The sequence below is a fragment of the Photobacterium kishitanii genome (assembly GCF_000613045.3).
GTDB lineage: Bacteria > Pseudomonadota > Gammaproteobacteria > Enterobacterales > Vibrionaceae > Photobacterium > Photobacterium kishitanii.
The window spans coordinates 2,854,283-2,879,093 of sequence record NZ_LN794352.1 but is presented as its reverse complement, the minus strand read 5'-3'; the positions used below and the strand labels follow the sequence as shown (position 1 = coordinate 2,879,093).

Below are 24,811 nucleotides of genomic sequence, written 5' to 3'. Positions count from 1 at the left end.
AAATCGCGCGGTCTTCATATGCCTTTCCACCTCCAATCTAGTGGGTTAGTTAGGCGTTTTTTGACCCAAGATAAAACACCTGTTTCTGTTCTGTTCCTTTCTGCTCTCGTTGGTACTCTTGCCGGCTTAGTAGGTACGCTATTTGAAATTGGTGTGCGGTGGGTTAGTGAGCAGCGTACTGTCTGGCTTCGAGATGAAATTACCAGTGTATTACCGTTATGGTTAGCAGCCTTTCTTGTGAGTGGCGTACTGGCCTTTATTGGTTATTTTTTAGTATGTCGCTTTGCTCCTGAGGCGGGTGGTTCTGGTATTCCTGAAATTGAAGGCGCGATGGATGAGATGCGTCCTGTTCGCTGGTGGCGCGTTATTCCCGTTAAGTTCTTTGGTGGTTTAGGTGCGTTAGGCTCAGGTATGGTATTGGGCCGTGAAGGACCGACAGTACAAATGGGCGGTAATATCGGTCGTATGATTTCAGATATTTTCCGTTTAAAAGATAAAGAAGGTCGCCACTCATTACTTGCTGCTGGTGCTGCCGGTGGTCTAGCTGCTGCATTTAATGCCCCAATGGCGGGGATTATGTTTGTTATTGAAGAGATGCGGCCGCAGTTTCGTTATAGTTTGATCTCAGTGAAATGCGTCATGATTTCAGCGATGATGTCGACGATTGTTTTCCGCTTCATTTCCGGTCAAAGTGCGGTTATTACCATGCCGCAATATGATGCTCCAGCACTGACATCTTTATGGTTATTCTTGGTTCTGGGGGTGTTATTCGGTGGTTTCGGGGTGGTATTTAACCGCTTAATTATTTTCACCTTAGATTGGTTTGTTAAAATTCACCATAATAATCGCACTCGTTATCTAATTACTGGTGGATTATTAGGTGGCTGTTTTGGTTTATTGCTACTTTATTTCCCTGAGCTAACGGGCGGTGGTGTATTCTTAATCCCACCTGCGACTAATGGCGATTATAGTTTAAATATGCTATTGCTGTTGTTCTTTGCTCGTGTTGTGACAACATTACTCTGTTTTGGCTCCGGTGCTCCAGGCGGTATCTTTGCTCCGATGTTGGCATTGGGTACTTTGTTCGGTACGTTTTTTGGTACAGTGGCACAAGGTATCTATCCTGAGTTAGGAATAGCACCTGGACTGTTTGCTATCGCTGGAATGGGAGCGTTATTTGCAGCTACAGTACGCGCACCTATTACAGGGATTTTATTGGTAATCGAAATGACCAATAATTATCACCTTATTTTGCCATTAGTGGTAACAACATTGGGTGCAACCATGATGGCTCAAATGCTAGGTGGTCAGCCGATTTACTCCCAATTGCTTCACCGTACCATTAAAAAAGAAAAATTAGGTCACGATTCACCGCATGATGCACCGGTTGAGACGGCTAATACTTGAACACAATAGTCAGGTATTAGATAATCACCCTTAATTAATGGAAGTATTTGAGAGGTTTTGTAATGAGCGATGTTAATTTGCCGCTGACTTTTTCTGATGTGGCTGCGAATAAAGTGAAGACGCTTATCGCTGAAGAAGAGAACCCAGAATTAAAACTACGGGTATATATTACCGGTGGTGGTTGTAGTGGTTTTCAATATGGCTTTACCTTTGACGAGAAAGTTAATGATGGCGATATGACCATTGAGAACAATGGTGTGACTCTTGTTGTTGATCCTATGAGCTTGCAATACTTAGTAGGTGGCATCGTTGATTATACTGAAGGCTTAGAAGGTTCACGCTTCTTTGTTAATAACCCGAATGCAACAACAACATGTGGTTGTGGAGCATCGTTTAGCGTTTAATGTGATGATCTTTCACTGCCATTAAAAAAGCCGTCTACTGACGGCTTTTTTTGTTTGTAACAATCGTTAAATATTAGCCTTGAGGCAATAACATAGCATTTTGAGCTAATAAGTGACTGTAGCTTTTTACTTGTCCAAGCTGTTGCTGCGCTTGTTGTTTAAACACGGTTTGAGCCGAGCCTGACAGCGAATGTGCTTGAGGTAAATCGACTGTCCGTGGATTTTGATGCTTACCATTGACCAAGAATTCATAATGTAAATGAGGACCGGTAACTCGTCCGGTTCCACCTAAAGTACCAATGGTTTGTCCTTGTTTAATCCGTTGACCGCTTTTCACCATACGTTTAGTCATATGAAGATATTTGGTGACATAGTTACCATTATGGCGAATGAAGACATAGTGACCATTAAATTGGTTATAACCCGATTGCATTATCACCCCATCACCTGCAGCCCAAATTGGCGTACCGACTGGGGCAACATAATCTGTACCACGGTGGGCCTTCACTTGTTTGGTTACTGGGTGTAGGCGACGCGGATTAAAGTTCGAACTGACATAGCGAAAATTGATCGGTGAGCGTAAAAATGCTTTACGCATCGCCTGACCATTTTTGTCGTAATATTTACCATCTTGATGACGTATGGCAGTAAATGTTTGTCCCATATTGGTAAACGTTGCTGCCAGAATATTACCGTGATCTATTGGGCTACCGTCGAGATAGTGTTGCTCAAAGAGTACTTCAAATTTATCGCCAGCTCGAATATCGAGTGCAAAATCAATATCCCATCCAAACAGAGCCGCGATTTCCATTATTTGATTAGCGGTTAAGCCTGCTTTATCGGCAGCATTCCAAAAACTGGAATCAATAGTTGCTTGAGCATAGTTTGTTTGAATTTCAACCTGTTGCTTATCGATACTGGCGCTAAAATCATCGCCATCAGCATCACGTTTTACAACTAAAGTTTCAAGATTATTTAATGGTTGATGTAATTCGATTAGTTTACCTGAAGCATCAAAACCAAAATTTAAATTATCCCCTGGACGTAGCGAGGCTAGCTGCTTGGTTTTATTACTGGTTGTGACGACTTGGTGTAATAGTCCGCTGTCTAAACCCACACTACTAAATGCGATAGCTAAACTTTCACCATTTTTGATGGTGTGAGTTTTCCATGCTAACTGTGAGTATGGTGCCAATTCCGTTGTTGTTGCGGCTATTGGTGGTAAAACCAATGGGTAATGTTGGCCTAATTGGTATGTCGACTCAGTTGTTGCTGGTGGCTCTGCATAAATCTCAGGGGCCACAATCAAGGCAATAACCGCACTACCGATTATCCCGATCAGTATTTTATTTATTCTTGGCATACGAGGTGAGGAGCTTCCATTCATGACGGTATTAAATAAAAAATAAATAATATTAAGTGTAATGGGTTTCAATATAAGCGGCTATTGAAGTCCAAATATTCAAGATTATTTTTTTAAAATTTGTCGAGGCGACCAAAAAAGGTCATTTTTACAGCAGGATTAAACCGAGGTAATCATGCTGCAAAGTATATTCTTATCTACTGAGAGCGGTTTTTTTTGTATAAGTTCATTTTAGAAAGCTTACTTTTTAGCTTTGATCGTTAGGGTCTCTGCTAAATTCAGTCTATCATCACAAATTGATGTTCATTTTTTTGACATAGACTGGCCATGGAATCGATTCAACATATTATTACTGAACTCACGCCATTGCTGCAGCAATATGGCTATTATATTTTAGCGCTTGCGATAGCGGTTGAAGGCATGGGGATTCCCGCACCAGGGCAGTCATTATTAGTGGTAGCGAGCTTATTAGCGGCATCAGGAAAAATGTCACTACCTGCGGTACTCATGGTTGGCTGGAGCGCTAGCTTTATTGGTAATAGCATTGGTTACTTTATTGGGCGCCAATTTGGCCATGTGTTGACCCGTAAACAATGGATCAAACCCAAAACATTAACCAAGCTGCATGGCTTTATTGATCGTTATGGCATGCTAGGACTGATCATTAGTCGTTTTGTCGAAGGTATTAAACAATTTATGTGTATTGGCTGTGGTATTGCTGCCATGCCTGCCAAATTGTTTTTTACCGGTAACTTTTTAGCAGTGACAGTATGGTTACTTGTTTTTGGTGTCGCTCCCGCTTATTTGCGTGATGAAGTTGCACCTATTTTAGCGTTTTACCATAAATACCAAACCCAATGTTGGGTGGTGGTAGCGGTTATCGTCGTTGCGATAATATGGTTGGTTTACCGTCGTTTTCAGCGTAACCGTGTTGTGATTGAAAAATAATAGCTTGATTTAGTTATGATAAAAAAACCGCCATGGCTGTAACTCGAAAGAGTATCGCCATGGCGGTTTTTTATTATTAATCGTTAACTTGCGGCTATTTAATTACGTAGAGCAAAGGTTGGTAGTGAAAGGTTCCAACGAATAGCGGCTAAACGAATCGATAAGGTGGTGATAATGCCCATAATGGCTGCCATTGAAGGTAATACACCGAGAGATAAGCTCAAGGTATGTACGACACCACCAATAATACAAGCAGTAGCATAAACTTCGGTGCGGAAGATCATCGGTACTTCTCGACCTAATACATCACGAATAACCCCACCACCACAGCCAGTGATAACTCCCATAATGACCGCAACTAATGGTGATGCGCCATAACGTAATGATTTTTCAACCCCGATAGCAACGAAGACTGCGAGTCCAATTGCATCGGCTACAGGTAGAAAATATCTTGGCATTCGTCGTGGCCGCTGAGTGGCAAGCATGGTGATAATACAGGTAATAAAAATCACCCATAAATAGTTGGTATCGTGAATCCAAAAAACGGGTGTTGCCCCTAATGCCATGTCCCTAATCGTGCCGCCACCAATAGCAGTAACACTTGCAAGTACGACTACACCAAAAGGATCCATCCGTAGCCGTCCAGCCATGAGTACTCCAGATGCGGCAAAAATCGCAGTGCCAAACATATCGAGAAAATAAATGAGCATCTCTGTACCTACAAGAATTAATGAAGTTGAGTAAAGCGGCTGAGATTGTACGAATAAATTCGCAAGGCACAACTGCAATTAAATGCTTTGTGAAGTTATTCACAGGGTTTATAACAATATTGTGATTAATGATCGTCTCGTACTTGATCGAGTAACGTGCAGACTTGCTTAATTGCCAGTAAAGTCCGTGGTGTAGGTCGGTTTAACCAATTAGCGTTAAGCTGATAAATATGGTGCTGTTTTACGGCAATTAATTGATGTTGCCATGGTTCCCATAGCTGTTGAGTCGTCGTGATGGGTTGTGGACTGAATATCACTTGAGGTTGGCGGACAACGACTTGCTCTTGGTTAATCAGTGGATAGGCGGCGCGACTGTTAGCAAAAATGTTTTCACCGCCACAAAAGCGAAATATTTGACTTGGCCAGCCTTTATCAGCAACGGTCATTAATGGTGCTGAACCAAGTTGGTAAAAATAACGCACTTTAGGCTTATTATGATTGGCTTGTTTTAGTTGTTGTAATTGGTGTTTAAATGCCGCTGCAGCGTGTAGTGCTGGTTGAGGTGAATCAGCATATTGACTAAGTTGTGCTAATGTTTTCGGTATATCAGCTAATGTTTTAGGATTGGAGTAAATGATTTTGATACCGAGCTGCTGTAAGCGAGCGAGTTCACGACTCGGGTTACCACCTTGCCAAGCTAAAATTAAATCAGGTTTTAAGGCTAAAATACGTTCCATTTTAAGGCCACGATAATTAGCAACCCGTTCTAGTTGTTGTGCCGCAGGTGGATAGTCACTGTAGGCACTGGCTGCGATGAGTTTATCACCTAATCCTGCCGCATAAGCCATTTCAGTGGTGTGGGGTGATAAGCTGATAATGCGTTGAGTTTGTTGCGCTAAAGTGGAGGCGATAGCGGGAGTAATAGACGTTATAATCACTACTAACCAAAATAATAACCGCACTATAAAACTCCACAGAAAAAGTATAACAATAAGCTTTCAATTGTGACCCATACATAGAGTCGTTGCGTCATTAATTGTTGTATTTGTGCAATATGTAGCGCTGCTGGGGTTATTTTTCCACCTAAGCGTGGCCGCACCATTTTGACATTATTATAAATAGCAGGCCCTCCGAGTGATAATGCTAATTTGTGGCCAGTCGCGACTAATAGCCAGCCCGGACCGGGTAAATGCCAGTTTTCACCTTGTTGACGTAAACCTTGAAGGGTAGTGCGACTATTTCGCCCTAAACAAATCAATAAGGCAAATAACCGTAATGGTACGATATCAAGTATTGCCGCGATACGTATCGCTGGACGACCAAAGACGACATATTGGGTGCGTGTTGGTGACCATGCTCGCGCAAGACTAATGGCTAAACGATATAATACCGCTGCGATACCACCGCCAATAGCATACCAAAATAATACCCCAACAACATGACGACCGTAGCTTAAAATAATGGTTTCAGCGCCTGCTTTACCTAAACCTAGCAGTGAAAGTACATCAGCATTACGATTGATATGAGGATCAAGTAGTTGTCGGCACTGGTCTTTATTATTATTGCTATAGGCGTGATTAAATTGCTGACTGAGGCTAGCACTATGTTGCCAATCAAGACTAAGCCATAAGAGTATTAGTTGAAATAGCGTTGGATACCATACTAATTGGCTGATCGCGAGTAATAGTACTAAGGCTGTTAACCACATTAATGCCCAAGCCAAGTAGCCGGCTAGTAACCGCTGTGAATGGTTTTCATGAGGATGGTTGACACGAGAGGCAATAAGTAACGCTAAACGGTGCCAGATACGTAATGGATGCAGTTGATGCGGAACAGGGAGTAACCAATGTAATAACAAGGCTCCCCACAAAGCAAGCAGGGAGCTATTGGTCACCAATGAGGCGATAAATGCCGAAGTTGTCATCAGTAGTTATCATCTCATTAGTTTGATTAGTTTAACAATTCAACCATTTTAGCGACCATAATTGAAGAGCTTTGTGCTGCAAGTGGCAGGAACTCATCAAAGCTCATTGGTGATTCTTTGTCGGCAACATCAGAAATTGCGCGTACAACCACAAATGGTACTTTAAATTGGTGACAAGCTTGAGCAATCGCAGCCGCTTCCATCTCAACTGCAACCACCGTTGGGAAATGAGTGCGAATAAAGTTTTGTTGTTCTGCTGAACACACAAAAGCATCACCAGTACAGATCAAACCACGAACTGCGTGTGGTGGTTGGGGTAACGCGGCAAGTGCTTGCTCTGCAACTGACATTAATTTTTCATCAGATAGGAAAGCTGCTGGTTGTTGTGCCATTTGACCGATTTCGTAACCGAATGCAGTCACATCTGCATCGTGGTAACGAACTTCTGTTGAAATAACAACATCACCGACGTTTAAGCTTGATTCGAAACCGCCAGCAGAACCAGTATTAATCACAACATCAGGTTGAAAACTTTCAAGTAGAACTGCAGTACCTACTGCGGCAGATACTTTACCAATACCGGATTGCAGTAATGCCACATCGGCACCGTTAAGTTTGCCAGTGTAGATCGTACAACCGGCTTTGTTATGAGTTTCACAGTCAGTAAGTTGATCTTTAAGGATGGCAACTTCTTGTTCCATCGCGCCAATAATGCCGATTTTCATGAATGGTATCTCTTGTTAATGAGGGCACGGGTAGTGCTGATATGACCAAGATTGTAGCATGAGCCATAATCATTATTCCAAAACTCTCGTGTCAACGGCTTTAATCGTTGTAAATACACAGCAGGTGCGAAGTGCAACTGCTGTGTTGATGATGAGAGTTAATCAATTAAGCGCTTTATACGTCTAAATAATCGAGAATGCCATCGGCGGCTTTACGGCCTTCATCAATCGCTGTGACGACGAGATCTGAACCTCGTACTGCATCACCGCCAGCAAAGATTTTAGGGTTAGAAGTTTGGAAAGCGAACTCCGTTTGGGCTGCTTTAATACGACCCCATTGATCGAGTTCAACATCATAAGGTGTTAACCAAGGCATAGCGTGTGGCTGAAAACCAAATGCCATGATAACCGCATCAGCGGCTAAGCGATGCTCGCTACCCGCAACGGGTTCTGGACGACGACGACCAGCAGCATCCGCATCACCAAGGGCTGTTTTAACGACATCGACACCAATCACATTGCCATTATCATCAACGGCAATCGCTAATGGTTGTAAATTAAAGGCGAAGTTAACCCCTTCTTCATGCGCATTTTTCACTTCACGTTTAGAGCCCGGCATGTTGGCTTCATCACGGCGGTAAGCACAGGTGACTTTTGCCGCTCCCTGACGAATGGATGTTCGTACACAGTCCATTGCGGTATCACCACCACCAAGGACAACCACATGTTTATCTCTCATATCAATAAACGGCTGTTGCTGTTCAAATTCCATTACACGGTAAGTGTTAGAGACTAAAAATGGCAGCGCATCATAAACGCCAGTTGCATTTTCGTTTTCTAGCCCAGCACGCATATTTTTATAGGTACCAACACCTAAGAAAACAGCATCATAATCTGCTAGTAGCGTGTCGATACTGATATCTGTACCAATCTCGGTATTAAGTTGAAACTCAACCCCCATCTCCGTAAAGATTCGGCGACGATTGACCATGATATCTTTTTCTAATTTAAAAGAAGGAATACCAAAGGTCAGTAAGCCACCAATTTCAGGGTAACGGTCAAACACGACCGGTTTAACACCGTTACGTACTAACACATCAGCACATGAAAGCCCCGCAGGGCCTGCGCCAATGATGGCTACTTTTTTATCTGTCCACTCAACGTTGGACATGTCTGGCTTCCACCCCATTTCAAACGCTTTATCAGTAATATATTTTTCAACATTACCGATAGTGACGGCGCCGAAATCTTCATTAAGGGTACAAGCCCCTTCACATAAGCGATCTTGCGGACACACACGACCACAGACTTCAGGTAAGGTATTGGTTTGGTGGGATAACTCTACCGCCTCAATAATACGACCTTCATTGGCAAGCTTTAACCATTGTGGAATGTAGTTATGTACCGGGCATTTCCATTCACAATAGGGATTACCACAATCAAGACAACGATCAGCCTGCGCGCCGGCTTGCTGCTGAGTAAAAGGCTCATAAATTTCCACAAACTCAATTTTACGAATTTGGAGTGATTTTTTGGGTGGGTCGATACGTTCGACATCAATAAATTGGTAAACATTCTGGCTCATTTGGTTTCCCTCCCTTATTGTGCCTGAAGGCGCAGTTCAGCTGCAGAACGGCTTTGGTGACCCAGCAGGGTATTGATGTCTGCTGATTTAGGTTTAGCAAGATAGAATTTTGGAATCCATTGTTCAAAGTGAGTCAGAATATCATTCGCATGATCTGATCCGGTTTCTTGCCAATGACGATCAATTAAGCCACGTAAATGTTCTTGATGGATTTTTAATTGATCGAGTGCAATGGCTTCAATCAGTTCTTGGTTGACGCGACCTGCAAAATCACCGTCTTCATCGAGAATATAAGCAAAGCCACCGGTCATGCCAGCACCGAAGTTGACCCCTGTTTTACCTAAAATTGCCACGATCCCGCCGGTCATATATTCACAAGCATTATCGCCAGCACCTTCAACAACAGCAATGGTGCCTGAGTTTCGCACCGCAAAACGTTCGCCAGCTTTACCTGCGGCAAACAGTTTGCCTCCTGTTGCACCGTATAAACAGGTATTACCAATAATGGTGGCATCACTCGATTTAAACGCTGAACCTTGCGGAGGACGAATGGTAATTTTGCCACCAGTCATACCTTTACCGACGTAGTCGTTAGCATCACCGGTTAAATTAAGATTAAGTCCGCCAGCATTCCAGACGCCAAATGATTGCCCAGCCGTACCGATAAAGTGCAGCGTGATTGGTGCTGATGCCATACCTTGATTACCATAACGACTAGCAATTTCACCAGATAAACGCGCCCCAATTGAGCGATCTGTGTTGCAAATTGGGAAGTGATAATCACCACCGCTGCGGTTTTCTATTGCGCTCAGGGTGCACTCTAGTAATTGCTGACTTAATTGCGCATCATCAAATGGCGCATTAGTTTCGCTGCAATAAAGCGTTTTTCCTGGTTGCGGTGTTGGTGCAACCAATAATGGACTTAAATCCAGTTTTGATTGTTTAGCGGTAAAGCCATCAAGTTGCTGTAATAGATCGGTACGGCCGATTAAATCAGTCAATTGTTTAATCCCAAGCTGGGCTAATAATTGACGTACTTCTTCGCCGACACCAATAAAGTAATTCATTACCTGCTCTGGCAAGCCTTTAAAGAAGTCACGACGTAGTTTTTCATCTTGAGTTGCAACCCCAGTGGCACAGTTATTTAAGTGACAAATACGCAGATACTTACATCCCAAAGCAACCATTGGTGCTGTACCGAAGCCAAAGCTTTCCGCGCCTAAAATTGTTGCCTTAACAACATCAAGGCCGGTTTTTAAGCCCCCATCAACTTGCAGACGAATTTTATGACGTAAGCCATTGGTGACTAGAGCTTGTTGCGTTTCAGCAAGTCCAAGTTCCCATGGGCTACCGGCATATTTAACCGAGGTTAAAGGACTCGCCCCCGTACCACCGTCATAACCTGAAATAGTGATTAAATCAGCATAGGCTTTGGCAACACCTGTCGCAATAGTGCCAACGCCGGGTTCGGATACTAGCTTGACTGACACTAATGCTTTGGGATTAACTTGTTTGAGATCGAAAATAAGCTGCGCTAGATCTTCAATCGAATAAATATCGTGATGCGGCGGCGGAGAAATCAAGGTTACTCCAGGAACAGCGAAACGTAACTTAGCGATCTCAGTAGTGACTTTATGGCCGGGAAGTTGACCACCTTCGCCAGGTTTTGCCCCTTGAGCGACTTTAATTTGAATGACATCGGCATTCACTAAGTAATGTGGTGTTACCCCAAAACGGCCGGATGCGACTTGCTTGATACGTGAGTTACGCTCGCTGCCAAAACGGCGAGGATCTTCACCACCTTCTCCAGAGTTAGAACAGCCACCTAAACGGTTCATGGCAATTGCTAACGCTTCATGGGCTTCTGGGCTTAGGGCGCCAATCGACATCGCTGCAGAGTCAAAACGTTTATACAATTCAGTTGCCGCTTCTACTTCTTCAAGCGCAATGGGATCGTGGTTATCGGTTAGGGTCAATAAGTCACGAATTGCGGCGACAGGACGATGATTAACGTGCTTAGCAAAGGCTAGGTAATCTTGATAATCACCTGATTTTACAGCTTTTTGTAAGGTGGAAATCACATCTGGATTATACGCATGGAACTCGCCGCCATGAACATATTTGAGTAAGCCACCGTGATCGATAGGTTTACGTTTTAGCCATGCTTTATGACTAAGGTTATGTAAGTCTTGTTGAATGTCGTTAAAGTCGGCGCCTGCAATTCGGCTCGACACACCTTTAAAACACAACTCAATAATGTCATCGCCTAAGCCAATCGCTTCAAATAACATTGAACAACGGTAAGATGAGATGGTTGAGATGCCCATTTTGGACATGATCTTAAATAGGCCTTTATTGATACCATCGCGATAATTAGTCATTACTTCGCGGTATGGCTTATCAACGACCTTGTTATCAACCATTTTTGCTAGTGACTCATAAGCAAGGTAGGGATAAACAGCGGTAGCACCAAAGCCAAACAGTACCGCAAATTGATGCGGATCACGTGCCGTTGCAGTTTCAACCACAATATTGGTATCACAACGTAAGTTGTTATCTACCAATCGGCGCTGGACTGCACCAACAGCCATTGCTGCTGGAATCGGCAGGGTATCTTTAGTGATGGCACGATCTGATAACACTATCAGCACCGCACCTTGCTCGACTAATCGTTGTGCTTTATCACACAGACTAATAATCGCTTGCTGAAGATCTTGCTGTTGGGGATCAAAATTAATATCGAGCTGGTTGCTGGCATAGTATTGTTGATCAAGCCCCAGTAATTGTTGTAAATCAGAATACAACAATATTGGTGACTTAAATGCCACCCGTTGGGCATGGCTATCGGTCTCGCAAAACACATTGATTTCACGGCCAATACAACTGGCAAGCGACATCACATGTTTTTCACGTAAAGGATCGATTGGTGGGTTGGTCACCTGAGCAAACATTTGACGGAAATAGTCGGTGATTGGTCGCTGTTGTGATGATAATACCGCCATTGGCGCATCATCACCCATAGATCCTGTTGCTTCTTGGCCATTTTCACCAATCACGCGTAGCACTTGATCGAGTTCTTCTCGGCTGACGTTAAATTGTTTGTGATAGGTATTAAGTTGATTATCGTCTAAGTTACGTTGACCAATATGATCATCATCTAACTGCTCAAACGGGATTAAATGTTGTACATGTTTATCCATCCATTGCTTATACGGATGGCGACTCATTAACTCATTATCGATATCTTGTGAGTGCCAAATTTTTGCAAATTTAGTATCAATAACTAATAGCTCACCTGGACCTACACGGCCTTTTTCTGCGACTTCATCAGGGGTGTAATCCCAGATCCCAACTTCAGAAGCGATGGTGATCAGTTTATCTTTGGTGATCACATAACGTGCTGGACGCAAGCCATTACGATCAAGGTTACAGGCTGCGTAACGACCATCCGACATCACAATCCCTGCTGGGCCATCCCATGGCTCCATGTGTTTGGAGTTGAAATCGTAAAAGGCACGTAATGCGGGATCCATATCGGGATGATTTTGCCATGCTGGTGGCACTAACATTCGCATTGCGCGGAATAAATCCATGCCGCCAGCCAAAAATAGCTCCAGCATATTATCAAGGCTTGATGAATCTGAACCTGTTTCATTAACAAAAGGGGCAGCGGTTTTTAAATCAGGCAACAGTGGCGAGCTAAATTTATAGGCGCGTGCGCGTGCCCACTGACGATTACCAGTAATGGTATTTATTTCACCATTATGAGCTAGATAACGGAAAGGTTGTGCTAATGGCCATCGTGGCTGAGTGTTGGTTGAAAAGCGTTGGTGGAATAAACAGATTGATGATTCTAAACGAATATCCCCTAAATCTAGATAAAATTTAGGCAGATCAGCAGGCATAAATAGCCCTTTGTAGACTGTAACTTGGGTTGAAAGGCTACAAATATAGAAATCTTTATCTTCAGTAATGCGTTTTTCAATACGGCGGCGAGCAATATAAAGTCGACGCTCAATATCACGCGGTTTCCAGCCTGCAGGGGCATTAATAAATACTTGTTCAATGGTTGGTAGCGATTGCTGAGCAATAGGGCCAAGTACACTTGGGTTAATTGGTACTTCACGCCAACCTGCAATAGATAAGGTTTCAGTGATCAATTCTTCATTGATAATTGTACGTGCTTGCTGAGCCAGCACCGGATCTTGACTGAGAAAGATCATCCCTACCGCAAATTCACGCGATAAGTTCCACTGCTTTTCTGTGGCGATAATACGATAAAAATTATCGGGTTTTTTGATTAATAAGCCACAGCCATCGCCAGTTTTTCCATCCGCGGCGATACCTCCTCGGTGGGTCATACGATCGAGGGCAGATATTGCGGTACGAACAAGCTTATGGCTGGTTTCGCCTTCAATGTGGGCGATAAGACCGAAGCCACAGTTATCTTTTTCTAGTGATGGGTTATACAGTGACATTGCAATTCTCCCTTGCTCCTGTTTGTTGTAAACAGTTTTACTGCAAAATGAAAATCAATATAGATTTCTCACTTTGCTTCCTACGATATTTCAAACTAACTATAATTTACAAAAAGGTCAAATGTTGCTAACAAATGATATTTATGGCTGTTAAGCGGTTTTTATTAACTTTAAATACCTGAAATAAATCTATATTAGTTACAGCTATAAGTTTTTCAGTTGTGATAATAAAGCCATTATAGCTATGTTCTGAAGTAAAAATAGTGCTAAACAGAGTGGTTGGTGACATTAATGTTACAAAGTTGTGTGGAGGGTAATCTTCTGAACTGTAATCAATAAAAAGTCAGCTTCGATAAGCTGACTTTTGATTTTAGTAGAATCTAGTAACAATAAAGTTTACGAAAGCATCAGTGAATCCGCTTTTGCTTCGAGGTTAGAGTTACCCATCAGGTAGCTATCAATCGCTCGTGCTGATTCGCGGCCTTCGTTAATACAACGTACCACAAGCGATTGTCCGGTACGCATATCACCCGCAGCAAATACCCCAGGTTGACTGGTTGCAAAATCTTGCGTGGCAACATTACCGCGATCATCAAGTTTTATATTTAACTGCGCTAATACACCGGTTGGTTCTGGGTGGATAAATCCCATCGCTAAAAAGGCCAGATCACACGCAATTACGCGCTCAGTTCCTACTACTTCTTCAAAGTGAGGTCTTTCACCGGGTTTTGCATCCTGCCAAGCAATGTCAGCGATACGTAGTCCTTTAACATTACCGTTACCATCATCAATAAATTCTTTAGTAAGAATATTCCAATAACGATCACAACCTTCTTCATGAGAGGTCGATGTTTTCATGATCATTGGATATGACGGCCATGGTTGATTGGCTGGGCGTTGTTCTGGTGGTAATGGCATGATTTCAACTTGAGTGATAGTTGCCGCACCATGGCGGTTTGAGGTGCCCACACAGTCAGAGCCTGTATCGCCGCCACCAATCACTACCACATGTTTATCTTGCGCATGCACCTCTGCTGTTTTGAGATCCATATTATTAGCACGACGGTTATTTTGAGCTAAAAACTCCATCGCAAAATGAACCCCATTTAGCTCACGACCGGGAATAGGTAAATTACGCGGTACAGTCGAGCCGCCCGTTAGCAAAATAACATCAAATTCTTGGCGCAACTGCTGAGCGTTAATATCCACTCCGATATGGGCATTGACTTCAAATTTGACGCCAGCTTGCGCCATTAAGTCGATTTTACGATCAATAATATCCATGCCGAGTTTAAAATCAGGAATGCCAAATCGTAGTAAACCACCGACTTTTTCATCGCGTTCAAACACCGTAACAGTATGACCAGCACTATTTAGCTGCTCGGCTGCAGATAAACCAGCGGGGCCTGAGCCAATAATGGCAATGGTTTTACCGGTACGCGAACGTGGGATTTTTGGTTTGGCGTAACCTTCACGGTAAGCGGTTTCAACAATGGTTTTCTCAATGTTACAGATAGTAATCGGATCTTGGTTGATGCCGAGCACACAGCCACTTTCACAAGGTGCTGGGCACACTCTACCGGTGAACTCTGGAAAGTTATTGGTTGAACTTAAAATATTCCACGCTTCTTCCCAGCTATCACGATAAACCGCATCATTAAATTCAGGAATGATGTTACCGATTGGGCAGGCGTTATGACAAAACGGTACGCCACAATCCATGCAACGTGATGATTGTTCTTGAATTTTCTCACCAAATTCATCGTTAAGAACAAATTCTTTGTTATTCTGAATACGAACACTTGGATCTAGCTTACTTGGCAGTTCGCGGCCAAATTCTAAAAATCCCGTAGGCTTACCCATTGATGGCCTCCAACGTTTCCTTGTTTTGAGCGGCAGCTTGACGCTGTTGTAATACGGCTTTGTAATCCCTTGGCATTACTTTTCTCATCTGGTTGAGGTTCGACTCAAAGTTAGATAAGAACAGTTCTGCAACCGTACTACCTGTTAATTCAATATGTTTGGTTAGCATATCAAGTAGCAGTGCTTTATCTTCAGCTTCTATCGGATCAAGATCGACTAATTCCGCATTGAGTTTAGTTTCAAAGTCACCAAATTGATCCCACACGTAGGCGACACCACCACTCATACCGGCGGCAAAGTTACGTCCTGTTTGACCAAGAATTATCGCGATTCCTCCCGTCATGTACTCACAACCGTGATCACCAATGCCTTCAACAACAACTTTAGCGCCAGAGTTACGGACACAGAAACGTTCACCAGCAAGACCACGAATGTAAGATTCACCTGAGGTTGCACCATAGAAACACACATTACCGACCACAATATTATCTTCAGCAATAATATCGGATTGGTGATCTGGATAGAGTACTAATGTACCGCCTGAAAGTCCTTTGCCCCAGTAGTCATTGGCATCGCCTTCAACGGTAAATTGCCCCCCTTTAGCGAGAAATGCGCCAAAACTTTGCCCAGCAGAACCGTTAAACTTGATGGTCATCGGTTGTGGTAAACCTTGGTCTTTATAAACCTTGGATATTTCATTTGATAACATGGTGCCGACACTGCGATCAGTATTGATAATTGGCAGTTGTGCAGTAACAGCTTCCCCCTTGGTCAGTGCAGGTTGTGCCAGTTTAATCAATGTACGGTCAAGGACGTTTTCTAGACCGTGATCTTGCTGACGTTGGTTATAAATACCGTCTTCAGCACGTGGCGGTTGAATATATAACACTGGACTGAGATCGAGGTTCTTGTATTTCCAATGGCCAATATCATCACGTAGCTTTAATTTATGCGCTTGGCCGACCATTTCATCAATGGTACGGAAACCCAGTTCAGCCATCACTTCACGCAAACCTTGAGCCATATATTGGAAGAAAGTAACGACGTCTTCTACACGGCCATCAAAACGCTCACGCAGGGTTTTGTTTTGAGTGGCGATACCAACAGGGCAAGTGTTTTTGTGACACTTACGCATCATGATACAGCCTTCAACCACTAGAGCTGCGGTTGCAACGCCCCATTCTTCAGCGCCGAGTAGGGTCGCGATGGCAAGATCACGCGGGGTTTTCATTTGGCCATCAGACTGGACCACAATACGATTACGTAAACCATTTTTAAGCAGAGTTTGATGCGTTTCAGCTAAGCCAAGCTCCCACGGTAAACCGGTGTGACGAATCGATGACATTGGTGATGCACCAGTACCGCCATCAAAGCCTGCAATTAACACTACATCAGCTTTGGCTTTGGCAACACCAGAGGCAATGGTCCCAACGCCAGCTTCTGATACTAACTTGACGTTAACACGACCCGCGCGGTTAGCGTTTTTCAAATCGTAGATCAGCTGCGCCAAATCTTCGATTGAGTAAATGTCATGGTGAGGTGGTGGCGAGATTAAGCCAACCCCAGGCGTTGAGTGGCGGGTTGCACCAATCCAATCATCGACTTTATCACCAGGTAACTGACCACCTTCACCGGGTTTTGCACCTTGTGCCATTTTAATTTGCAATTCAGATGCATTGGTTAGGTAATAAGAGGTTACTCCAAAACGACCCGATGCCACCTGCTTGATCGCCGAACGTTCCCAATCGCCATTATCTTTTTTATCAAAACGAATCGGGTCTTCACCACCTTCGCCGGAGTTAGATTTAGCGCCGATACGGTTCATGGCGACCGCTAAGGTTGAGTGGGCTTCATAAGAAATTGAACCAAAACTCATGGCACCAGTTGCGAAACGCTTGAGAATGTTTTCAATCGGTTCGACGTCATCAAGTGCAATTGAACCTGCGGGATTGCTGACAAAATCTAGTTGGCTACGCAGGGTTGCTGCATTGTCACCTTGATCGTCGACCGCTTTGGCGTATAGCTTAAACTGAGCATAATCTTTTTCGCGAGTCGATTGCTGCAGTAATGAAATAGTTTCAGGGTTAAACAGGTGCTTTTCACCACGCTGTTTCCATTGATATACGCCGCCGACATCGAGGATTTGTACAGGAATTTCACGGGTTGGATAACCGACACGGTGACGTACCAGTACTTCTTGAGCGATGTCATCAATAGTTAGCCCCTGAATACGAGTCACTGTACCGGTGAAGTATTTATCAACCACTGCTTTGCTAATACCAAGAGCTTCAAAAATTTGCGCACCATGGTAAGACTGTAAGGTTGAAATTCCCATTTTAGAGAAAATCTTTAGTAGTCCGCCGTTAACGCCTTTACGATAATTATCAAATAAAGTATCGGTAGGAAGCTCCGGATCGAGCTTACGTTTATACTGAAGATCAACCAGAGTTTCAGTGACTAAATAAGGGTTGATCGCATTAGCACCATAACCGATAAGAGTGGCAAAGTGATGAGTTTCACGTGCATCACCAGTTTCAACCACGATGTCACATTTAGCCCGTAGACCTTTACGGATCAAGTGATGATGAACAGCACCAACGGCTAACATTGCTGGGATCGCGGCATGGTTAGAGTTAACCGCACGGTCTGTCAAAATAATGATCGAATAACCATCAATAACGGCATCTTCAGAATATTGACAAATACGCTTTAAAGCACGATCAAGCTTGCCTTGTTCGCCACTGGCACGGAATACAATATCCAGTGTTTTTGATTGCAGATGCTCATTATCAATCGCGCGAATTTTTTCTAATTCAGCATTGGATAGTACTGGTGATTCAAGCTCGACTTTATGGCAATGCTCTGGTGTTTCAGTTAGCAGATTTTGGTCTTTACCTAAATAAGTATTAAGCGACATCACCATTCGTTCACGAATAGGATCGATGGGTGGATTAGTCACCTGCGCAAATAGCTGCTTAAAGTAATTCGATAAATGTTGTGATTGATGCGACAGTACTGCCAATGGCCAGTCTGCGCCCATAGCACTAAGAGGTTCATAACCTGTATTCGCTAATGGCACGATAATATCGTTAACTTCTTCTGAACTAACACCAAATGCTTGTTGATGATGCAACAGCCGTTCAGGTGTTGGCTGATGGTACATGTTATCAGCATCAGGCAAGGTCTTAAGTGTCAGTAGATTATCTTTGAGCCATTGTTCGTATGGTTGTGCCGTTGCAATGCTGTCTTTGACTTCTTCATCAGAGATGATGCGGCCTTGTTCGAGATCGGCAACAAAAATACGACCAGGTTGCAAACGACCACGGAACTGAATATTTGCCGGATCAATGTTTACTACTCCTGATTCTGATGCCATGATCAGGAAATCATCTTTAGTCACCGTATAACGTGATGGACGTAAACCATTACGGTCAAGGGTCGCACCAACTTGAACCCCATCAGTAAAACAGACTGATGCTGGACCATCCCATGGTTCCATGATGTTGGCGTGATACTGATAAAAAGCCCGTCGTTTAGGATCCATGCTGGTGTTTTCTTGCCATGCTTCAGGGATCAGCATCATTAGTGCGTGCGGCAAACTACGACCAGATAGCACTAATAATTCCAATGCCATATCAAAATTGGATGAATCTGAACTGCCTTCCTGACAAATAGGCAGTAGCATATCGAGTTCTTGTTGACTGAATAAGTCGGATTCAAGAATGGCTTCGCGGGCTTTCATCCAATTAAGGTTGCCACGGACGGTGTTAATTTCACCATTATGAGCAATATAACGGAAAGGTTGCGCTAAGCGCCAGCGGGGAAAGGTATTGGTTGAAAAACGTGAATGCACTAATGCTAATGCGGTTACCATCGCTGGATTTTGTAAATCAAGGAAGTACTGTGGTACTTGGGCCGTGGTGAGCTGGCCTTTATACACTAAGGTTTTATATGACAATGAGTTGATGTAGAAATCATCACCAATATTAGATATGCTTTCTAAGCAGACACGGACGGTATAGTTACGTAATACGTAAAGTTTACGTTCTAATACCGCAGGATCTAGATTGGTACTACCGGTAATGAAAACATGTTCAAACTGAGGCTCTGTGCTGAGAGGATCTTCGCCTAGCATTGAGTTATCTACCGGAAGTACTCGGTAGCCAATGACTTCTAAATCGAGACGTTTGGCATTACGCTCAAGAATATCACGACATTGTTGACGTTTATGTTCATCTTTTGGAAATAAAACGACACCGACACCGTATTGCGCAAAGGTCGGCAGTTTAATGCCTAGCTTAACCGTTTCTTCTAGTAAAAATTCGTGGGGTTTTTGTAGTAAGATTCCTGCGCCATCACCACTGCTAGGATCACAACCTTGACCACCTCGGTGCTCCATACGTGCCAACATATCGAGGGCCTGAGTGACAATCTGGTGAGATTTACGGTTTTTAAGGTGGGCAACAAAGCCGATACCACAGGCATCGTGCTCTAATTCAGGCACATAAAGTCCCTGAGCGTTAAGCTCTTGAGCTGTCATAGATACATCCTTCCAGTTACATCAAGCCATATTCCTAAGGCTTGGTTATCCCTAATTTATTATCACCATCAATGAGCATTGATATGGACTCCTGTCCTGCATTACTGATGGTGTGTTTATGATGACGAAATTATGTCATGCACAAACTTAATTCTGTTGTATTACGATTAATTGTCATAAAGCACGTTATTTATGCCTAAAGAGCCATATAAACACGTAAAAGCAGCGTAATAATAGGGCTTTTTTTGTTTATAAATTGCACACAAGTGTAACCATCCTACAATTTTGATACATTAATTACCAATAAAAATTAACACTTTTGATGCATAAATGAAGCATATGGATATTCGGCGATCGCTCTTAATTAACTTCTTTGAAAGCGATATCAAATCACGCTAGAGGAAGTGTTTTTTGTTTTAGCACAACCTTCACGATGGGGATTGATGATATGTTGCGGCTCTTTTTCGTATTGGTCTGCGCTGACGTAGATTATTCATTGTCTTAAACGCTAGGTAATACCATGCAATTGCATCAACTCGTCAATACTTTTGGGCAAGATCTTCAACACCGTTATGGTGAAAAAGTGCATAAACTTACCCTCCATGGTGGTTTTAGTTGTCCTAATCGCGACGGTACTATTGGCCGTGGTGGCTGCACATTTTGTAATGTTGCATCATTTGCTGACGAAAATAATCAGTTCGTGTCGATCAAACAACAATTAACTGCTCGTGCTGGTGAGGTTCGTCGTGCTCAGCGTTATTTAGCTTATTTTCAGGCTTACACCAGTACCTATGCTGAAGTACAAAGTTTAAAAAAGATGTATGAGCAGGCGCTAACATCTGTCGATATTGTTGGCTTATGTGTTGGTACTCGCCCTGATTGCGTGCCTGATGCAGTATTAGAATTACTTGCTGGATATGTAGCACAAGGTTATGAAATTTGGCTTGAATTAGGTTTACAAACCGCTAATGATAAAACCTTGAAACGCATCAATCGTGGCCATGACTTTGGCTGTTATGCCACTATCACTCAACGAGCTCGCGCATTAGGGATTAAAGTGTGTACCCATTTAATCGTTGGTTTACCGGGTGATACTAAAGCCGATAATTTGATGACAGTAACCAAAGTTGTCGAGGTGGGTGTGGATGGAATTAAATTGCATCCATTACATATTGTTGAAGGCAGTAAAATGGGGCAAGCATTTAAAGCGGGTCGATTACAACCTATTAGCCTTGAAAACTATACGGATATTGCCAGTGAGATGATCCGCTTAACTCCGCCAGAGGTGGTTTACCATCGTGTCGCTGCAAGTGCGCGTCGACCCACCCTGTTAGCACCGATGTGGTGTGAGAATCGTTGGTTAGCCATGACTGAGATTGGACGTTTACTTGACAAACATGGAGCGCAAGGTAGTGCGTTAGGCGCTCCCTTTGTTTATCAATTACCAAGCTTACATAATAATACCTAAATGAAGCCTACGTTAAGTAGGCTTTTTTGTGTGCCGCAATAAAACTTTACAGCTTTCGTTTAGGTACTAGCCACGAGAGCGATTATTATAAACAGTTGTATTCGCCATGGTGGCGAGATTTTTTATTGGTATTCATTGATGAAACAAATCAAAATTTTAGCCCAATTTTATGTCGACCTTTTAGTTAAATTGGGTATTTTCCGCTTTAGCTTATTATTGGCAGTCGCATTAGTCGCGTTGGCTTTAGTGGTGCAAATTAGTGTCACTCTTTTATTGCAAGGGTCTATGCGTGATATTGAAATTATTCGTTCAGTCACGTTTGGTTTATTTATTACGCCTTGGGCGGTGTATTTCCTGTCGGTTGTGGTTGATCAATTAGAAGACTCTCGTCAGCGCTTATCTAAGTTAGTCACCAAACTAGAGCAAATGCGTGCCCGTGACATGGAGCTAAACCAGCAGTTACAAGCGAATATCTCGCGTTTAAATTCTGAAATTGAAGAGCGTGAAAAAGCGGAAGAAGCCCGCGAAGAAGCGATGCAAGATTTAGAAAATGAGGTTTATCAGCGCGAGAACGCTCAATTGGCTGTTGCTGAAAAGAGTGCGTTATTAAAATCGTTTTTAGATGCATCTCCTGATTTAATTTACTACCGCAATGAGAATAATCAGTTTTCCGGTTGTAACCTTGCGATGGCTGAATTAGTCGGTAAAAGTGAAAAAGAATTAGTTGGGTTAACACCATGGGATGTTTATCCTGCAGAGGTTGCCAAGCGGATTATCAAAACTGACCAAGAATTGTTTGATGATAATACCGCGATGACCGATGAGCAGTGGCTTGATTACCCAAATGGAAAAAAAGCATTATTTGAACTGCGTAAAGTGCCACTTTATAACCGTAATGGTAAACGTTTAGGGCTGATGGGCTTTGGGCGTGATATTACTGAACGTAAGAAATATGAAGATGCGCTAGAAAAAGCCAGTAGTGATAAAACCGCGTTTATTTCGACTATTAGCCATGAATTACGGACGCCATTAAATGGTATTGTTGGCTTGAGTCGAATGTTATTAGAAACAGAGCTCACTGATGAGCAACGTGGTTATCTACGAACCGTCCATGTTAGTGCGATCACATTAGGTAATATTTTTAATGATATTATTGACTTAGATAAATCAGATCGTCGCCGTTTAGAGTTACTTCCTCAGCCTTTAGATTTACATGAATTTATTGATGATATTGGTAATATCTCACAATTGATGGCTGAGCAAAAAGGTTTGCGGTTTGATTTAGAGTGCCTGACAGAGTTACCGAAAAATATTGAAATAGATAGTACTCGTCTGCGCCAAGTGTTATGGAATTTGATTGGCAATGCGACCAAATTTACCAAACAAGGCGGGGTGGTGTTATCTGTCAGTAGTGAAATCCATGAGCATGATGCAGATATTATTTTTGAAGTTGAAGATAGTGGTATCGGCATTCCTAAAGCTGAAATAGAGAATATCTTTGCAATGTATTATCAAGTCCAACAGGGTAATGATAATTTACATGCTGTAGGAACCGGGATTGGCTTGGCCGTTTCACAACAATTAATTCAATTGATGGGTGGTAATATTACGGTCGATTCTGAAGTTGGAGAAGGGAGTACTTTTACGGTTAAAATTCGCGTGCCGCTCGTGGAAGGTATCATTGCCGACGAAATTGTGACAGAGGTGAAACCTGAGCTTACAGGCTTAAGTATTTTCATGGTAGAAGATATCGAACTTAATATTGTCGTCGCCAAATCATTACTTGAGCGTTTAGGGCATGAAGTTACGGTGGCAATGCGTGGTGATCAAGCGTTAGCAATGTTTAAACCTGAAGATTATGATTTAGTGTTATTGGATATTCAGCTACCAGATATGACTGGGTTTGATATTGCCCAACAGTTACGCCAACAATACCAAGATCTACCTGCTTTAGTCGCACTAACTGCAAATGTGGTTAACGATAAAACAGAGTATTTTGATAAAGGTATGGATGAGGTATTGAATAAACCGTTGACGGTTACAGCGATTACCAGTGTTATTGATAATCTTGTTTTAAGCTGCAGTCATGAGCTACAACAGCCGGACTTAATTGATAATGATGTTGATAATATTGAGTTAACGAATGGCAATGTCATTGATACGTTATTAGATTTAGAGATGTTGACATCATATGTTGAGATTGTTGGAACAGCACCGGTATACACCAGCATTGAGATGTTTGAGAAGATGATGCCTGATTATTTGGCTATTTTAGACTCGAATATGACAGCGAAGGATCAAGACGGAATTAAGTTTGAAGCCCATAAAATAAAAGGTGCTGCAGGATCTATTGGTCTTAAACATATTCAGCAAATTGCCCAAAAAGCCCAATCGCCAGAATTACCTGCGTGGTGGGAAAATATTAATGACTGGGTTGATGAAATAAAATATAGCTACCAAAATGATATTAATGTGCTCAAAACGTGGTTGAAGCAACAATAAAGTGTAATAAAAAAGGCGACCATCATGGTCGCCTCTTTAGTTCACTGTTTAATTGGAGAAGAAATTACTCTTCGCCTAAGTCACCACAAAAGCGGTAACCTTCACCGTGAATAGTTGCGATGATCTCTGGAGTATCTGCAACTGATTCAAAATGCTTACGGATGCGACGGATAGTTACATCAACTGTACGATCATGAGGCTTAAGTTCACGGCCAGTCATTTTCTTTAGTAAATCAGCACGAGTTTGAATCTTACCTGGGTTCTCGCAGAAGTGCAGTAACGCACGGAATTCAGAACGTGGTAGCTTGAATTGTTCGCCACTTGGGCTTACTAAAGAACGGCTATTGATTTCTAACGACCAACCATTGAACTCGTAACGCTCAACCAATTTCTTATCTTCAGTTGGAAGACCTTGGTTCATAGCGCGAGTTAATAGGTTACGTGCGCGAATAGTTAATTCACGAGGGTTGAATGGTTTTGTGATGTAGTCATCAGCACCAATTTCAAGACCTAAAATCTTATCAACTTCGTTATCACGACCAGTTAAGAACATCAGTGCCATATCACCTTGTTCACGAAGTTCGCGAGCAAGTAGTAGGCCGTTTTTACCTGGAAGGTTAATATCCATGATAACTAGATGCACAGGGTTTTCAGAAAGCATCTGGTGCATTTCTGCGCCATCATTTGCTTCGAATACAGTATAACCCTCTGCTTCAAAAATACTTTTCAGGGTGTTACGTGTTACGTGCTCGTCTTCTACAATCAGAATGTGAGGGGTTTGCATTTTGGCAGTACCTAATATCAGAAACTAAATCTGGTTAACCACAGAATAGTTAAATTCTATAAAAAAAATTCACATATAGGCAAAATGTTTGAAATAAACACTTTATTATT

The 24,811-nt window shown here is 42.7% G+C and carries 15 protein-coding genes; 5 read left to right on the top strand and 10 right to left on the bottom strand.

The window, feature by feature from the left end; translation table 11 throughout:
- The first annotated feature begins 18 nt into the window (after positions 1 to 18).
- Together clcA and erpA are read left to right on the top strand one after the other, a co-directional pair.
- The gene (clcA, locus tag PPBDW_RS13370) at positions 19 to 1,407 is read left to right on the top strand and encodes a H(+)/Cl(-) exchange transporter ClcA (RefSeq protein WP_373455535.1); all 1,389 of its coding nucleotides are present in this window, start codon (positions 19 to 21) and stop codon (positions 1,405 to 1,407) included.
- A 62-nt stretch (positions 1,408 to 1,469) separates the two neighbouring features.
- A complete protein-coding gene (gene erpA / locus PPBDW_RS13365) occupies positions 1,470 to 1,811 on the top strand; it encodes an iron-sulfur cluster insertion protein ErpA (RefSeq protein WP_036796059.1) in 342 nt (113 codons plus the stop codon).
- A 73-nt stretch (positions 1,812 to 1,884) separates the two neighbouring features.
- Here the strand turns inward: erpA and PPBDW_RS13360 are convergent, their stop codons facing one another.
- On the bottom strand, positions 1,885 to 3,174 hold the full coding sequence (locus tag PPBDW_RS13360) for a peptidoglycan DD-metalloendopeptidase family protein (protein WP_243423016.1): 1,290 nt from the start codon (positions 3,172 to 3,174) through the stop codon (positions 1,885 to 1,887).
- A gap of 327 nt (positions 3,175 to 3,501) precedes the next feature.
- On the opposite strand from PPBDW_RS13360, the gene PPBDW_RS13355 reads away from it, so the two are divergent.
- Complete coding sequence (locus tag PPBDW_RS13355) at positions 3,502 to 4,122, top strand: DedA family protein (RefSeq protein ID WP_036796058.1); 621 nt, start codon at positions 3,502 to 3,504, stop codon at positions 4,120 to 4,122.
- 98 nt (positions 4,123 to 4,220) lie between these two features.
- Here PPBDW_RS13355 and PPBDW_RS13350 read toward each other — a convergent pair whose 3' ends face one another.
- The 8 genes from PPBDW_RS13350 to gltB (PPBDW_RS13315) all read right to left on the bottom strand — a co-directional run bounded on the left by PPBDW_RS13350 (position 4,221) and on the right by gltB (PPBDW_RS13315) (position 19,947).
- On the bottom strand, positions 4,221 to 4,832 hold the full coding sequence (locus PPBDW_RS13350; RefSeq protein WP_036796056.1) for a TRIC cation channel family protein: 612 nt from the start codon (positions 4,830 to 4,832) through the stop codon (positions 4,221 to 4,223).
- Positions 4,833 to 4,957: 125 nt separating this feature from the next.
- The gene (gene btuF, locus PPBDW_RS13345) at positions 4,958 to 5,794 is read right to left on the bottom strand and encodes a vitamin B12 ABC transporter substrate-binding protein BtuF (RefSeq protein WP_036796054.1); all 837 of its coding nucleotides are present in this window, start codon (positions 5,792 to 5,794) and stop codon (positions 4,958 to 4,960) included.
- On the bottom strand, positions 5,794 to 6,756 hold the full coding sequence (locus tag PPBDW_RS13340) for a cobalamin biosynthesis family protein (RefSeq protein WP_036796053.1): 963 nt from the start codon (positions 6,754 to 6,756) through the stop codon (positions 5,794 to 5,796). Before PPBDW_RS13340 ends, btuF begins: the two co-directional genes overlap by 1 nt.
- A gap of 26 nt (positions 6,757 to 6,782) precedes the next feature.
- On the bottom strand, positions 6,783 to 7,481 hold the full coding sequence (gene mtnN, locus PPBDW_RS13335; protein ID WP_036796052.1) for a 5'-methylthioadenosine/S-adenosylhomocysteine nucleosidase: 699 nt from the start codon (positions 7,479 to 7,481) through the stop codon (positions 6,783 to 6,785).
- Positions 7,482 to 7,656: 175 nt separating this feature from the next.
- The gene (locus PPBDW_RS13330) at positions 7,657 to 9,066 is read right to left on the bottom strand and encodes an FAD-dependent oxidoreductase (protein ID WP_036796051.1); all 1,410 of its coding nucleotides are present in this window, start codon (positions 9,064 to 9,066) and stop codon (positions 7,657 to 7,659) included.
- A 14-nt stretch (positions 9,067 to 9,080) separates the two neighbouring features.
- Entirely contained in the window at positions 9,081 to 13,544 is a 4,464-nt protein-coding gene (gene gltB, locus PPBDW_RS13325; protein WP_036796049.1) for a glutamate synthase large subunit, read from the bottom strand.
- Between the two features lie 396 nt (positions 13,545 to 13,940).
- Positions 13,941 to 15,407, bottom strand: coding sequence for a glutamate synthase subunit beta (locus tag PPBDW_RS13320; protein WP_036796047.1), 1,467 nt, complete (start codon positions 15,405 to 15,407; stop codon positions 13,941 to 13,943).
- On the bottom strand, positions 15,400 to 19,947 hold the full coding sequence (gene gltB, locus PPBDW_RS13315; protein WP_036796046.1) for a glutamate synthase large subunit: 4,548 nt from the start codon (positions 19,945 to 19,947) through the stop codon (positions 15,400 to 15,402). Before gltB (PPBDW_RS13315) ends, PPBDW_RS13320 begins: the two co-directional genes overlap by 8 nt.
- A gap of 520 nt (positions 19,948 to 20,467) precedes the next feature.
- On the opposite strand from gltB (PPBDW_RS13315), the gene mnmL reads away from it, so the two are divergent.
- Positions 20,468 to 21,415 carry a tRNA modification radical SAM protein MnmL/YtqA gene (gene mnmL, locus PPBDW_RS13310; protein WP_036796045.1) on the top strand — a complete coding sequence of 316 codons (948 nt, stop codon included), beginning with the start codon at positions 20,468 to 20,470 and terminating at the stop codon, positions 21,413 to 21,415.
- Positions 21,416 to 21,553: 138 nt separating this feature from the next.
- Positions 21,554 to 23,917, top strand: a complete 2,364-nt coding sequence (gene arcB, locus PPBDW_RS13305) for an aerobic respiration two-component sensor histidine kinase ArcB (RefSeq protein WP_036796044.1) — start codon at positions 21,554 to 21,556, stop codon at positions 23,915 to 23,917.
- Positions 23,918 to 23,981: 64 nt separating this feature from the next.
- On the opposite strand, the gene arcA is transcribed toward arcB, so the two are convergent.
- Positions 23,982 to 24,701 (bottom strand): two-component system response regulator ArcA, encoded by a 720-nt coding sequence (gene arcA / locus PPBDW_RS13300; protein ID WP_036796042.1) that lies wholly within the window; start codon positions 24,699 to 24,701, stop codon positions 23,982 to 23,984.
- Positions 24,702 to 24,811 lie beyond the last annotated feature (110 nt).